This window comes from Vibrio sp. S457-15 (assembly GCF_000960545.1).
Taxonomy (GTDB): Bacteria; Pseudomonadota; Gammaproteobacteria; order Enterobacterales; family Vibrionaceae; genus Vibrio; species Vibrio parahaemolyticus.
Window position 1 is genome coordinate 1 of record NZ_JYOQ01000045.1, and the last position, 13,761, is coordinate 13,761.

Genomic DNA, 13,761 nt, shown 5'->3' on the forward strand with positions numbered 1-13,761 from the left:
GTTGCTGTTGCTGTTGCTGTTGCTGTTGCTGTTGCTGTTGCTGTTGCTGTTGCTGTTGCTGTTGCTGTTGCTGTTGCTGTTGCTGTTGCTGTTGCTGTTGCTGTTGCTGTTGCTGTTGCTGTTGCTGCTTCAGTTTCTCCTCCACAACCGACAGGTTTTTCTTAGCGGCTTCAAAATCAGGATTTTCTTTAAGCAGCTTTTTGTATTGCTCAGCAGCGTCTTCTAACTGACCATTTTGCGCTAACGAATTCGCTAGGTTATAGCGGCCGGCTTGTGATGGGTCATTCGAAAACGCTTTAATGGCCGCTTCGTAATCGCCAGTTTGGTAACTTGCCGCGCCTTGCCAACTTGGGTCAGTGAACAGGTTTTTGGCTTGTTCATATTCTCCCTGTTTATAGAGATTAGCCGCTTTCTGATCGGCATTTAAGAATGGGTTGGCTTGTGCACCTGGAGTCCAAGTCATTGGAAGCAGCGCAGCGACAAATACCCAAATTACACCACGGCGGAACAGGAAAACGGTAGGCAGTAGCAGTAGAGGCAATAGCCAAAATCCACCATTCAAACGAGAATCGGTTTTGACCTCTTGATTCTGTTTTGCTGCCAAGTTGCTCCCAGTATTATTCGTGTACGCTGCGATGCTATCCACGTCTCGGTTGTTGTGCTGAATAGGAACAAACATACCGCCCGTCTTGTTAGCTAGCGTTTGTAGGTTTTTCAGGTGTGTTTTGGCAACAACGGTCGAGCCTTGCGTGGTCTTAAGAAGCGAGCCGTCGGGTAGGGCAATCGGTGCGCCGTTTGCCGTGCCGATTGCAAGAACCGAGACTCGTATGTTTTTACCTTTAACCAAATCTAGGGAGCGGGCCAATTCTGAATCATCAAGATCATCGGCAAGAACAACAATGTCTCCTTGGTTTGCACCGGCTTGTGAAAATTGGCTTAACGACAATTCGATCGCAGCAGGGAGGTTCGAGCCTTGGAATGGCATCAGCTCTGGCGACAAGTTCTCGATGATACCTGCTAGCGTACTAGCATCCGTCGTTAGCGGACTCAAGCTGTAGGCATCGCCTGCATAAGCGATCAATCCAGTCGCCCCCTCTTTCCACTTCGGCAACAAGTCCAACGCTTTGTAACGTGTTTGAGTAAGGCGATTGGGTTTGATGTCGCTGGCGTACATCGAGCGAGACATATCTAGCACTAGCATGCGATTTTGGCTTAGCTCGAAGCTTGGACGTGTATTTGATTGCCAGCTCGGCCCAGCGAGCGCTACGCAGGCAATCGCCCAAGCCAAGCCCCAAATCGTAAAATAGGGTTTGGACTGGGTGGTCTGCCCAAGCATTTTGGCGAGGTGTGGGGCAATCAGCGCGGATTTTTTCGCTCTAAATTTTTGATTAATCAGGAGTACGAAGGGGATTGTTATAAGTCCCAGTAACCAATATGGGTTAAGGAAAGTAAACTCAGCCATGTTTTCTCCTTAGCAGGAACAACAACATAGAAAGTACTAAAGCTGCACTCAGTGGGTATGGGAACCATTCGGACTGAGGCCGCCAAGTTTGGGTATCGCTTGATACAGGTTCCAGTTTGTTGATTGTGTCGTAGATCTTTTCAAGTTGTTCGGCATCTCGCGCACGGAAGTACTGCCCGCCAGTCATTTCTGCAATCTTCGTGAGCGTTTGTTCATCAAGGTCGGCTGCGGTGTCGACCTTACGAGTAATAAAAAAGTCTTTCACCATCATTTCGCCAGCACCTACGCCGACGGTATAAATAGTGGCATTGTATTTCTTCGCAATCTCAGCCGCTTCGATTGGATCTAACACACCAGCGGTGTTACTGCCGTCACTGAGCAAAATCATCACGCGCTGGGGCGCATCGCTATCGACAAAGGTTTTTGTTCCTAAGCCGATACCATCGCCAATTGCGGTTCGTTGACCAACTAGGCCAATTACGGTTTGCTTGATTTGTTGGATAACGGTTTGTCGGTCAGCCGTCAGTGGCGTTTGTAAGTACGCGTGGTCACCAAATAGAACTACTCCAAGCCGATCACCTTTTCGCTTCGCGACAAAATCTGATAGCACTTTTTTCACGGCAGAGAGTCGGTCGATGTACTCGCCATCTAAGTTCATGTCCTCTTTTTGCATGGAACCTGAAAGGTCAACCACCAGCATTAAGTCTCGGTACTTAGGTTGAAACTCGACAGGTTCACCAAACCAAACTGGTCTCGCACAAGCGACGACCAATAATGTCCAAACGCCTACAGCTAACGATTTTTGTAGCCATTGTTTAGGTTTATGGCTGTTTTTGCTTTCTGGCAAATACGCCAGTTTGATTTCTGCTTGTCGAGTTTCTTCAGGAAGAAGCTTGTAAATCAGCAGAGGTAAGGGCAACAAAAAAAGTGCCCACCACCAGACAAATTCAATGTTTAACCATTGGGAAAGGTCTGTCATGAGTGTTTGCTCAGTCACGGGTGTTTGCCTTTTTCTTCGGTGGCAAAGCGTGAGTTATCCAAAAGGCACAATCGTCGATCAAATCTTGATGTTGCTCTTGAGGCGACTTTTGATATAACGCGGCTTGCCACTGTTGTTGTTTGTCTACGAATCGAGTCTCTTTGGTATGACTGTCGAGAAATTCATACCATGCCATTCCAGTTAACGGGGCGATGTCTTCACGTGGGAAGTAACTCAATGCGGCTTGACGCAGAATTTCCAGAGCAGAGGAAGGCGTATGAGGTGTGACGGATTGAGTCAAAAGCTTTAATGCCGTTTTTTTGGCAAGTAAGCGCTTTTTACGCCATTTTGCATACAAATATACACCTAAAACAAAAAGAACGATCGCCGCAAGCATTGCCCACCATCCCCACGCAAGTGGGAACCAATCCGGAGCGTTCGGCAAAATCAAAGGTTCAAGGTTTAGGCTTTGGTTGTTTGTTGTCATTATTATTACTGCTTTATTGAAAACTGCTTTGTAAGGCCTGTTAGCTTAATTGCTGAATCAAAGGCCAACCACTTGATAGTGTGTTAAATGGAATAGCCATCGAATGACACTGTTGTTTGATGGATTCTTGGTGTTGAGTAAAGTGTGTTTCGAGCGCTTTTCTTTGTCCTGTTGAGCCGAAGTTGAACCATTGGCTACGACGGCCATCAGAGGCTTTTGCTTGGCCACGAAAGTCGGTTTCTCCTCTTTCCAATGGGTCGTAAAACTGAATGGCTCTCACGCTGTTGTGTTGTTTAAGGCGACGCAGTTGCGTTAGCTCTCTTTCTTCTACATGTGCAAAGTCACTGAGTAGAATCAGTTCACTGCCTTTTGGCGTGAGTGTGTGGAGTGTTTCTAACACTTGCGAATATGGCATTGTGCGAGTCTCATGATTTGGATCTTGAGTCAACTGCGCGTTATGGGTATCAACGATAGCATTGAGAATCCGTAGCCCCTGTTTTTGCAAAGAGGAAGGGCGAAATTCTAAGCATTGGTGTCCATCATCAATCACTGCGCCAATACGATCTTTTTTGGCTAATGTGAGCCAAATAAGAACACTGGCGAAATGAGCGAGTTGTACTGACTTCAATACGTACTTTGAGCCAAAGTGAAGGCTTGAGCTGAGGTCGAGATACAAAATCACCGCTTGTTCTTTGTCTTCCGCAAACAATTTAGTGTGTGCTTTTCCGGTGCGCGCTGTGACTCGCCAGTCGATGCTGCGAATGTCATCTCCGGCTTGATACTGGCGCACTTCCATAAAGTCCATACCACGACCTTTTTGTCGGCTCGTATGGTTGCCGCTCATCTGCGACCAAATGCTTTGTGCCGGTGGCAACCAACGTACCGACTGCGTGCGATATTGAAGCAGTTCTTCCAGTGTTAATGTCACCCCATTCGCATGAGGCGGTAATGGATGGTTTGCAGACATGTCACTCACCCGCTTTATGCGCTGCCAACCAAGCTTAGCAACTTATCGATGACTTGATTTGCCGTTACGCCTTCTGCTTGAGCGTGGTAGCTGAGCAATAATCGGTGACGTAACACTGGGTACGCCATTGCTTGGACATCTTCAGGAGAGACAAAATCACGACCTGCTAACCAAGCATGAGCACGAGCGCATCGGTCAAGGGCGATGGTTGCACGCGGACTGACACCCATTGCTAGCCATTTATCCAACTCACTGTCGTATTCGCTTGCTCGGCGTGTTGCCATCACCAAACGCACAATGTATTGCTCAATGGCTTCTGCCATGTGGATGTCGAGCACTTCTTGGCGTGCGGTGAAGATGTCTTGCTGACTCAAGCTAGGGCGCTCAATAGAGCATTCACCTTTTGCTTCACCACGATTGATCCGCAAGATCGCTAATTCATGTTCTGCATCTGGGTAATCCACTTCTAAGTGAAGCAAAAAGCGATCGAGCTGAGCTTCTGGAAGAGGGTAAGTACCTTCTTGTTCTATCGGGTTTTGCGTCGCCATGACCAAGAACAGCTCAGGCAGCGCGTAGGTGTGGCGACCTGCGGTGACTTGCTTTTCTGCCATCGCTTCAAGCATTGCGGCTTGCACTTTGGCTGGCGCACGGTTGATTTCATCCGCAAGAATGAGTGAATTGAAAATCGGCCCAGATTGGAATGTGAACTCGCCCGTTTCTGGGCGGAAAATATCCGTACCGGTTAAATCGGCAGGCAGCAAATCTGGGGTGAACTGAATGCGATGGAAGTCGCCTTCTACGCAATCAGACAGTGATTTTACGGCGCGAGTTTTAGCAAGTCCCGGAGGACCCTCAACCAAAATATGCCCGTCAGCAAGAAGGGCGATCAACAGTTGTTTAACCAGATCATGCTGGCCAATGATCTGAGACTCTAAATAGTGCTGAAGAGTTTCGAAGTTTGATTTATGCATGCTTTGGACTCTCGATATCCATTTGATTTTCGTTTTGAGTATTGGTCATTGCCAATCAGGAAAAAGTTCCTGTTCGCTCGCGAAATTTATCTTTTCAATATTGGGGCAAAGAAAAGGATTGCAAGCGAAGAAAAACGCTGAAAGTGCTTGAATGACAGGGTGTTACATTTATTTTGCATAAGATAGTGAGAAATACCTCTAGTTTTTTTCGCTCAGGTCGATATAGGTTCCATGCTGTGTATGTCACAGAGATATGCACCTGATAGCCACTATCTAGGATGCCAATAACAAGTGATTCTTTTAAAAGGTCCGAATATGTTGAAACTTCATTCTCTGAGTATCAAACAAAAGGTTGTACTTGGTATTACTTTTGCTGTTCTTGCATCAACCATTATCGTTGGTGTGATGGCTCAACGCCATGCGAGAGACGTGTTAAGTCACCGCCTGATTGATATTGAGTTGCCAGCCATGCTGCAACAAATTAATACTGAAATTGACCGCGAAGTTGTGCAAATGCAGCAAGCGGCGAAGCAACTAGCAACAAACGAATTTGTTGTCGAAGCGCTAAAAAATACTGATCACCCACAGTTTTCTGAAACGCAGCTTGTTCAGCAGCTAAACAACATCAAATCTCAGTATGGATTGAATGACGCATCGGTCGCAAACCGTAAAACAGCGTACTACTGGAACCAAAATGGTTTCTTGCGTCAGCTAAACCATTCGCAAGACGCGTGGTTCTTTGGTTTCACCTCTTCGGGTCGCGAAACATCAGTGAGTGTTTTCCAAGAAGCTAATGGTGAAGTGAAAATGTTCACTAACTACCAAGACTTAAACGGTATCTCGATGTCGGGTCTATCTAAGTCGATGGATGACATGGTGTCACTTCTAAACAGCTTCCAAATTGAGGACACAGGTTACGTGTTCTTAACGAATGAAAAAGGTGACATTCAAATTCATCGTCAACAAGGCAAAAACAAAACGTCGATTGCGCAGCTTTTTGGCAGCAACGCGGATCAACTGCTGAGCAAAAACAGCTTCAACCTAATTAATGTCGAGTTTGAAGGTAAGGACAATTTCATCGCGAGTTTGTATGTGCCATCAATGAACTGGTTTGTTGTTGGCGTCGTGCCTGTTGACGAAGTGTTTGCTGACCTCAATGCAACTGGCCAAAAAATGATGATCACAACCATTGTAGTGGCGTTGGTGTTCATTTTGATGGGCGTATTGCTTGCAAACAGTATCACTAAGCCAATTCGTTTGATTGCAGATCGCTTTACCGATCTTGGTCAAGGCGAAGGTGATTTATCACAGCGTATTGAAATTCGTGGCAATGATGAAATCGCGCAACTTTCTAAAGGTTTCAACGGATTTATTGAGAAAATCCACGCAACCATGAAAGAGGTATCTTTGACGAGCGGTGCACTGAGTCAAGCGGCAGACAGCGTGTCGAGCAAAGCAACGTCAACGTACGACAATAGCCAAGAGCAACGTGACCAGACGATTCAAGTAGTTGCAGCGATCAACCAAATGGGTGCGACGATCAGTGAAATTGCGTCTAACGCAGCGACGGCAGCCGATACTGCAAACCAAGCGTCTGATAATACTCAGACGGGTCGTGAAGTTGTGATGAAAGCGAAAGAAGTGATTAGCCGTCTTGCTGACGATGTGGAAACGACAAACATCGTTGTGACACAGCTTGCTTCTACAACGAAAGATATCGGCTCTATCCTTGGTGTAATCCGCGATATCTCTGAGCAAACAAACTTGTTGGCACTGAACGCAGCGATTGAAGCGGCACGCGCAGGTGAGCAAGGTCGAGGCTTTGCGGTAGTTGCAGATGAAGTTCGTAACCTAGCGTCGCGCACTGCCGATTCAACGGAAGAGATTCAACGTATGATCAACCAGCTTCAAAGTGATGCTCAGGACGCAGTAAGCGCGATGGAAGCTGGCAAAGCGGTTACATTTGAGGGTGTGGCTTCGACGGATGAAGCAGTAGAAGTGCTGGTGAATATCTCTGAACGCATTACGGATATCTCCGATCGAAACACGCAAGTTGCGACGGCAACGGAAGAGCAATCTACCGTGGTTCATACGATCAATCAGAATATTGAAGAAATCAACGCGATCAACGAGATGACAACTGCAACGGCGGAAGAGTTGGCTGGCGCAAGCCGCGATCTTCAAGAGCTTTCATCTCGCCTAGATAAGATGGTTGGTAGCTTCAAACTCTAGAGTTGGATAGAATAGACGAAGTTGAACAGTTTAATGACTATATTTAGGTAAGTACTATGAACGACTTCGAAAAAGAACTAGCGCAGATTTCTCAAGAAGCTGCAGAGGAGCCAGAAGTAAAGCTACCTTCGCTAGAAGAGCAAAAAGCCATTGCGGCTGAGCTTAAAAAGCTAGAAGCAGAAGGCAAGTTAACGCCAGAAATTTTGGAGCAATACTTCGGCAAGTTTAATCAGAAAAATTCTGTTCCGGTTCATTAATAAAAAGGGAGTGCTTACTCCCTTTTTTCATTCGTGAAATTCATCATTCCTTCAATTTACTAAGTCACAAGCACGACTTCTACTCATCATTTTCTAATCGGATAGCTTTTCTCTACCATTTCTCCCTACATCATGTTGTTACTTAAAAATTATTGACACTTCAATAGTTTACTAATTAGTACTAGGGATTTTCATACTTGACAATGCTCCCGCTCTATCTACTCTATTGCATATTTCAATCTAAACTACTAAAGGAATGCGAGCAGGATGGAGCATCAAACTACAAGGAATGTCATCTTAATTACGGAGGGCAGTCTACAGTCATCTCTCTTAAAGGATGTTTTGGAAACGAAGCTCGGTATTAACGTTCTACTGATCACTCCCGAAAATCTTGCTAGCCCATTTGTTAGAAATCGACCTATATCAGCGATTGTCCTAGATTACAGCGTTATCACAGATGAAGTGTTTGCTCGTTATATGGAATTTAAAACCCCCAATTTAACTGGAACGCTTGAAATCCTCATCAACTGTGACAAATCTATCTCAACGGATGAGCTCTTTGTCTGGCGTTCACTTGCCGGCATTTTCTATACCTCAGACGATATACAAACCTTACAAACGGGCATTGACAAGGTGCTCCAAGGCGATATGTGGTTCAGTCGTAAATTCGCACAACAGTACATTACTCATCTGCGTCGTCATAGCAGGCCAATTAATAAAAACGTTCCGGCAATATTGACCAAGCGGGAACAACAGATCATTATGTTTTTATCTATGGGGGCCTCGAATCAACAAATAGCTGAGCAGTTATTTGTAAGCGAAAATACGGTTAAAACGCATCTTCACAATATTTTTAAAAAGATTGATGTAAAAAACAGAGTGCAAGCGCTGATTTGGGCGAAAGAAAATATATCAGAACAATCTATAGTAGTTGTTTGATTTTATAAAAATCGATGTCTGACTAATTTAGTGCATACTCATATTTAGTCAAAAATAGATCATGTTAAAAGTGTTTCTTTTATGAGAAACGCTTTTTTTGTTTCTATTTTTAATAAATTAATAATTCAAAAAAGTAGCAAATAACTTTACTCTGTTGTCTAGCACTTAGATATGAACTTGAGTGCTGACGATTAACTACGAATTTAATAATGTTAAGTTAATGAAAGTATGAGAAACATTATGGAACAGTACACGGAAAAGCCTGAAATCCTAATGCTCACTCAACAAAGTTTACAGAGTGAAAACTTTAAGGAAATGCTTTCTAGAAATACAGGAACAAAGATAACGATCATCGATGCTAAAAACCCTAGCTACCATGAACTCATCCCTGAACGTTATTTTTTATTGGTTGATTTCTCAGTTGATACGCCATCTGACACTTTAGTTTACTTGAAGGATAGCCGCAAAGTTCTAGGTACAATCATGCTTAATCTGGGTTACGACTTAGATACTGAAGAACTTGCATCTTGGCCTCATGTAAAAGGTATATTTGGCCCAGGGGATTCAATGGAGAAAGTGTGCCAAGGATTAAGTGCCATTATTAAAGGAGATAATTGGCTATCAAGAAAATTGCTGGATCAATTGGTAAATTATTACAAAGGAAAAGAATCGAATAACGTTGTAGAGCCTGCGATTGAAGTAGAACTGACACGGCGTGAAATACAAGTTCTGAAAATGTTGAAAGAAGGCGGATCAAATATGGAAATAGCTGATTCACTATTTATCAGCGAACATACGATTAAATCGCATCTATACAATATTTTTAGAAAGTTAGAAGTAAAAAATAGGACGCAAGCTACAAGTTGGGCGAAAAGAAACCTCTAGTACTAGGAATAACTACATGTAATAAAAAGAAAAAAATAGATAAAGTACTAAGTTTTATTTTTATAATAATAAGGTCAGTCAAAAATATCATCCCATATTCAAACTTATTCCTATCGGATTGGCTATTAGACTTCTCATGTCTGGAACGAATCTCATCAGACGTGGAATAAAAGGTCTATTCAATAAATAAGCCAAGAGGGAATAAAAATGAGCACAAGTGACAATGACACGTATCTAGGCGATGCAGGCGCAAACAACAATATCGCTGATTTCGATGGCGGTGATGATCTGTTTATCGGTTATGGCGGTAACGATTCATTTGTTGGTGGCGGCGGTGATGACTATATCATTGGCGGCGCGGGCAATGATCGTCTAACGGGTGGTGCTGGTGACGACGTCCTGAGAGCTGGTACGGGAAATGATTATCTTGGCGGAGGTACGGGAAATGATTTGCTACTAGGTCTTCTCGGCGACAATAAACTGAACGGCGGTGTCGGGGAAGATATCCTTGTCGCAGGTTCAGGTGATAACGTTTTAGTTGGTGGCAGTGACAGCGACAAATTTGTGTTCACTGACAAGTTTGGTGGTCATGGTGAAGCGAAGGTAGTGGATTTCACTATCGGTGAAGACTCGCTTCACATCATTAGTGACACTGTGACAGAGTTCGGCGATTTAACTTTCAGCTACGATGCGGCTGGCAATGCAGTATTTACTGACGGCGCAGATTTAACCGTTAAGCTGATTGGTGTTACTGAAACAGATATTAACACCTACGGTGCCGATTTATTTGTTATTTAAAATCTAGTTTAAGGCGCTAGTCATCTAGCGCCTACATCATTCGATTAAAGTGGAAGTAATCGTGCAGAAAACAGTTTTCAAAGAAGTCAGACAAAAACTATGCACGCTTGCAGGTTTGCTGATCGGTTTTAGTCTCTTCATTAATTTACTCGTACTTGCTATCCCACTTTATATGTTGCAAGTGTACAACCGAGTCATCTCATCTTATTCGACTGACACCTTGTTGCTTCTTACCATCATCGTGTTGGCGGCTTTGTTTACTATGTCCATTATCGATATTGCTCGCGCACAAATGAGTAAATCGTTCGGATTTTGGATGGACGCGAAACTTTCACTGTTCATGCTTAAACGAAGCATTCAGTATCAATCGCATACTGGAAAGAGTTACACCTCTCAGGTTCTTAGAGATATTCAAACCATAAAAAGCTTTTTGAGCAGCCAAGCCCCTTATCCCTTGTTAGACGCTCCTTGGACACCGCTGTTTATTTTGTTCGTCTATCTACTCCATCCTTTGCTTGGGCATATTGCGTTATTTGGTTCTGTCGTTCTGTTTAGCTTAGGTTTGATCAACGAGTTGATGACGAGAAAGACGATGCAAGAAAGTGAAGTTAGGGCCATTTCTCATATTAGTAGTGCAGAGTTAGCGACACAAAACGCCAACTCTATTTTAGCCATGGGGATGATGAACGCATTTTTAGAGCAGTGGCAATCGCGAGTACAAAGTGTCAGCGTGCTTGAAGAGCGAGTTGCAGGAAAATCGATTTATATGGCTAACTTTTCTAAGTTTGTTCGTGGCTCTTTGCAAATATTTTTACTCGGCGGTGGTGCATGGTTGGTTATTCAGCATGAAATCACGGCGGGTGCGATGATCGCGAGCTCTATTCTGATGAGCAGGGCATTATCGCCGATGGAGCAAGCGATAGGAACATGGCGCAGCGCGATGTCTGCGCGAACGGCTTATAAACGGTTAAAGGAGATTGATGCGATTGTTCGTCAAGACGAATCTGACATGCCGTTACCTAAACCGAAAGGCCATTATGAGTTAACTGGGCTCACTTATCGTCATCCGGGTGCGACTGAGCCAGTGCTGTCTTCTATCACATTATCAATCCCGCCGGGTGTATCCGTCGGAGTAATTGGCCCTTCTGGCACTGGCAAATCGACATTTGCTCGCTTATTGCTTGGTAACATTCGGCCTTTAGCTGGAAAGGTGACTTTAGATGGCATGGAAGTGTCGATTTGGGCATCTGAAGATCGAGGTGTTCACGTTGGCTATTTGGCCCAAGAGGTGGAGCTATTTCCAGGAACCATTCGTGAGAACATCGCGCGTTTTAAAGAAGAAGATCCAGCGAAGGTGATCAAAGCTGCACAATTAGCGGGTTGTCACGAATTAATCCTCAAAAAGAAAAAAGGTTACGACTTCGTGATTGGCGAAAATGGTCGTGGACTGTCGGGTGGTGAACGACAAAGGATTGCGCTAGCACGAGCTGTTTATGGTGATCCTTCTATCGTCGTCTTTGATGAAGCAAACGCCAATCTAGACGGAGAAGGAGAGGCTGCGTATCAGCGTCTTATCGCTTATCTAAAATCTCAGGGCTCGACCATTGTGGTCATCGCCCATAATCCAAGCACATTGAGGCAAATGGATCGATTGCTGTATTTAGCTGATGGCCGCGCCAAACTTTATGGTGCTCGAGATGAAGTGTTGAAGCGTTTAATGGGTGAGGACAGAACGGATATTCCAAGGGTGAAAAATGAGCAATCAGCAGCCAGTCGTTAACGAACTTCCTGCGGAGAAAGTGTACCGTTTCAGTTCAGATGCTAACTTGAGTTTCAAAAAGCCAATTTTGCTCGGAGTTGCAACGTTAAGCTTTTTCCTAGGCGGTTTAGGATATTGGGCGGCTACCGCAAAGTTAGAGAGTGCTGCTATCGCTTATGGAGATTTGTCTGTTCTAACCAAGCGGCAAGAGATACAGCATTTAGAAGGCGGTATCATTGAAAAACTATATGTTCAAGAGGGCGATTTGGTAAAGAAAGGCCAGCCGCTTGTTCAATTATCGCAACGTCAGCCAATGGCCAAGTTAGATGCAGTTAGTGGTCAGTACATTCACACGCTGGCGAAGGAAAACCGGCTGAGTGCCGAATTGGATGAATTAGCGGATATCTCGTGGTCTGGTGATCTAGAAGCGATTCCTCGTGTAAACATCGTTAAAGAAGCACAGTTAGTGCAAAACAAAATCTTTACTGCCAGAAAGCGTTTTTTTGAGAGCAAGCTTAGTATTATTGAACAAAGTATTTCTGGTGCGAGCTTAGAGCTCGAAAATCTTAAGCAAACCAAAGTCATCGAAAGAGAGCGCCTCAACTTTATTGAAGAAGAAATTGCAAGTAACCAAGCTTTGGTCCAGAAGGGGTTTTCTGGCAAATCCACTTTGTTGCAACTCAAACGGCTTGCCGCAGAGGTTCGCAGTACTCTAAGTCAGCTTGATCGGCAATCTTTAACCGTTGGGAAAAGGTTAGACGAGAACCAAGCCAAGATAGAAGAGTTAAAGCTCGAAAGATTGAATGAAATCGTCGAAGAGTTGCGGAATACCAAAAAAGAAGTCGTTGCTATTCGTGAAGAGTATCGATCTGCTCAAGATGTGGTGGCTAGAACTTCAATCAATGCGCCAATCTCAGGCCGCGTAGTGAACATGCAAGTGTTCACTGAAAAGGGGGTTATTGGTTCAGGACAAACGTTGTTAGAGTTAGTGCCTCAAGATGATAAGTTGCTTGTTGAAGCAAGAGTCAATCCGCAAGACATTGACTTGATCAATCCTGGACAACAAGCACATGTGCGATTAACCGCTCTGAATGCACGAACATTGGCTCCTCTCGATGGCACGGTGCTGACTGTTTCTGCGGATAAATTGTCACAAGAAAACCAAGATGACTATTACCTAGCGCGAATCTCAATTTCTCAAGATGATGTTGCCAAGTACCGTTTGACATCCGGAATGAACGCCGAAGTCCTCATTTTGTCTGAGCCTCGAACACCGCTGAGTTATTTGATTAAGCCACTGACAGAAAGCATGAACCGAGCATTTCGAGAAGAATAGGTATTCTGTCTTCGAAGAAGCGTATTCACGCCAATTACATGCCTCGTTGGATATAGATCTCGTGGGGCATTTTTCTTTTTCAAATAGCGTATTTGAATCGGATATATGTTGCTAAGATTGAACCAATCTACCGATGGTTTTCGAGTGACAGTTTTAATTATCAACACTCTGATGTTTTGATTTGTCAGTTTGTTTTTATCGGTATTTTTGAGGGGCTTAACAATCCAAATCGAAAACGAATGATATTTTCTTGGTTATTTGTAGGAATTGTCCTGCTTTGTAGGTTTTGTATTACTTAAGATCTGTAATTTTCTTTCCTATATATCAATTTTTGCGATCGAGAATGGTTAAGTTTCGCTATAAATTATAATGCGTCGAATCATTCCTAATGTTTTTTGAAAATAATGCCTATTAAATGGTGTGGATTACGGTTTGCTTCTTGCTTTTTTTGTTTTATCTTGTTGATTTTTAATGGTTAATTTCTATTGTGGCTTAGTTTGATAAAATGATGACTTATCTAGTAGTCATCATTGTTTTCATCTACAACGCTGTGTTACTAGTTTGAAGTTGTTGTCAGATAATTCTGATAACCGTCGTTTCATATAAATTTAAATATCATAATCAGTTACCTTTCACCTATCTACTAATTCATGTTTTAAATCTAACGATATAGCCAGATCCTATGGTTT

General features: G+C 43.7%; 12 protein-coding genes. 7 read left to right on the forward strand and 5 right to left on the reverse strand.

Translation table 11 applies throughout. The features are described 5' to 3' along the window. The 5 genes from UF05_RS06070 to UF05_RS06090 all read right to left on the reverse strand — a co-directional run. On the reverse strand, positions 1–1,462 hold a 1,462-nt coding region (locus tag UF05_RS06070), incomplete at its 3' end, for a vWA domain-containing protein (protein ID WP_048852242.1). Continuing rightward, a complete protein-coding gene (locus tag UF05_RS06075; protein ID WP_045545889.1) occupies positions 1,455–2,459 on the reverse strand; it encodes a vWA domain-containing protein in 1,005 nt (334 codons plus the stop codon). The genes UF05_RS06070 and UF05_RS06075, both read right to left, overlap by 8 nt. Further along, positions 2,452–2,928 (reverse strand): DUF4381 domain-containing protein, encoded by a 477-nt coding sequence (locus UF05_RS06080; protein WP_005462967.1) that lies wholly within the window; start codon positions 2,926–2,928, stop codon positions 2,452–2,454. The genes UF05_RS06075 and UF05_RS06080 overlap by 8 nt, the downstream gene beginning before the upstream one ends. Before the next feature lie 40 nt (positions 2,929–2,968). Next, entirely contained in the window at positions 2,969–3,895 is a 927-nt protein-coding gene (locus UF05_RS06085) for a DUF58 domain-containing protein (protein ID WP_005485246.1), read from the reverse strand. 14 nt (positions 3,896–3,909) lie between these two features. Beyond that, a complete protein-coding gene (locus UF05_RS06090; protein ID WP_005499739.1) occupies positions 3,910–4,866 on the reverse strand; it encodes an AAA family ATPase in 957 nt (318 codons plus the stop codon). A 315-nt stretch (positions 4,867–5,181) separates the two neighbouring features. Here UF05_RS06090 and UF05_RS06095 point away from each other — a divergent pair, with 315 nt between their 5' ends. The 7 genes from UF05_RS06095 (at position 5,182) to UF05_RS06125 (ending at position 13,072) form a co-directional block, all read left to right on the forward strand. Beyond that, entirely contained in the window at positions 5,182–7,098 is a 1,917-nt protein-coding gene (locus UF05_RS06095) for a methyl-accepting chemotaxis protein (protein WP_045545888.1), read from the forward strand. Positions 7,099–7,154: 56 nt separating this feature from the next. After that, complete coding sequence (locus UF05_RS06100; protein ID WP_005462979.1) at positions 7,155–7,355, forward strand: chromosome segregation ATPase; 201 nt, start codon at positions 7,155–7,157, stop codon at positions 7,353–7,355. A gap of 267 nt (positions 7,356–7,622) precedes the next feature. Beyond that, entirely contained in the window at positions 7,623–8,294 is a 672-nt protein-coding gene (locus UF05_RS06105; RefSeq protein WP_045545887.1) for a LuxR C-terminal-related transcriptional regulator, read from the forward strand. 228 nt (positions 8,295–8,522) lie between these two features. Further along, positions 8,523–9,179, forward strand: a complete 657-nt coding sequence (gene cpsQ, locus UF05_RS06110) for a cyclic-di-GMP-binding transcriptional regulator CpsQ (protein ID WP_031792346.1) — start codon at positions 8,523–8,525, stop codon at positions 9,177–9,179. Positions 9,180–9,386: 207 nt separating this feature from the next. Beyond that, positions 9,387–9,977, forward strand: coding sequence for a calcium-binding protein (locus UF05_RS06115; protein ID WP_005462984.1), 591 nt, complete (start codon positions 9,387–9,389; stop codon positions 9,975–9,977). Between the two features lie 61 nt (positions 9,978–10,038). Next, the gene (locus UF05_RS06120) at positions 10,039–11,757 is read left to right on the forward strand and encodes a type I secretion system permease/ATPase (RefSeq protein ID WP_045545897.1); all 1,719 of its coding nucleotides are present in this window, start codon (positions 10,039–10,041) and stop codon (positions 11,755–11,757) included. Next, a complete protein-coding gene (locus tag UF05_RS06125) occupies positions 11,732–13,072 on the forward strand; it encodes an HlyD family type I secretion periplasmic adaptor subunit (protein WP_005462986.1) in 1,341 nt (446 codons plus the stop codon). Before UF05_RS06120 ends, UF05_RS06125 begins: the two co-directional genes overlap by 26 nt. Positions 13,073–13,761 lie beyond the last annotated feature (689 nt).

Bases quoted from the DNA above. Each gene is read 5' to 3' on its own strand.
- UF05_RS06115 (WP_005462984.1), top strand. From the start codon at position 9,387: ATGAGCACAAGTGACAATGACACGTATCTAGGCGATGCAGGCGCAAAC.
- UF05_RS06080 (WP_005462967.1), bottom strand. From the start codon at position 2,928: ATGACAACAAACAACCAAAGCCTAAACCTTGAACCTTTGATTTTGCCG.
- UF05_RS06100 (WP_005462979.1), top strand. From the start codon at position 7,155: ATGAACGACTTCGAAAAAGAACTAGCGCAGATTTCTCAAGAAGCTGCA.
- UF05_RS06105 (WP_045545887.1), top strand. From the start codon at position 7,623: ATGGAGCATCAAACTACAAGGAATGTCATCTTAATTACGGAGGGCAGT.
- cpsQ (WP_031792346.1), top strand. From the start codon at position 8,523: ATGAGAAACATTATGGAACAGTACACGGAAAAGCCTGAAATCCTAATG.
- UF05_RS06125 (WP_005462986.1), top strand. From the start codon at position 11,732: ATGAGCAATCAGCAGCCAGTCGTTAACGAACTTCCTGCGGAGAAAGTG.
- UF05_RS06095 (WP_045545888.1), top strand. From the start codon at position 5,182: ATGTTGAAACTTCATTCTCTGAGTATCAAACAAAAGGTTGTACTTGGT.
- UF05_RS06090 (WP_005499739.1), bottom strand. From the start codon at position 4,866: ATGCATAAATCAAACTTCGAAACTCTTCAGCACTATTTAGAGTCTCAG.
- UF05_RS06085 (WP_005485246.1), bottom strand. From the start codon at position 3,895: ATGTCTGCAAACCATCCATTACCGCCTCATGCGAATGGGGTGACATTA.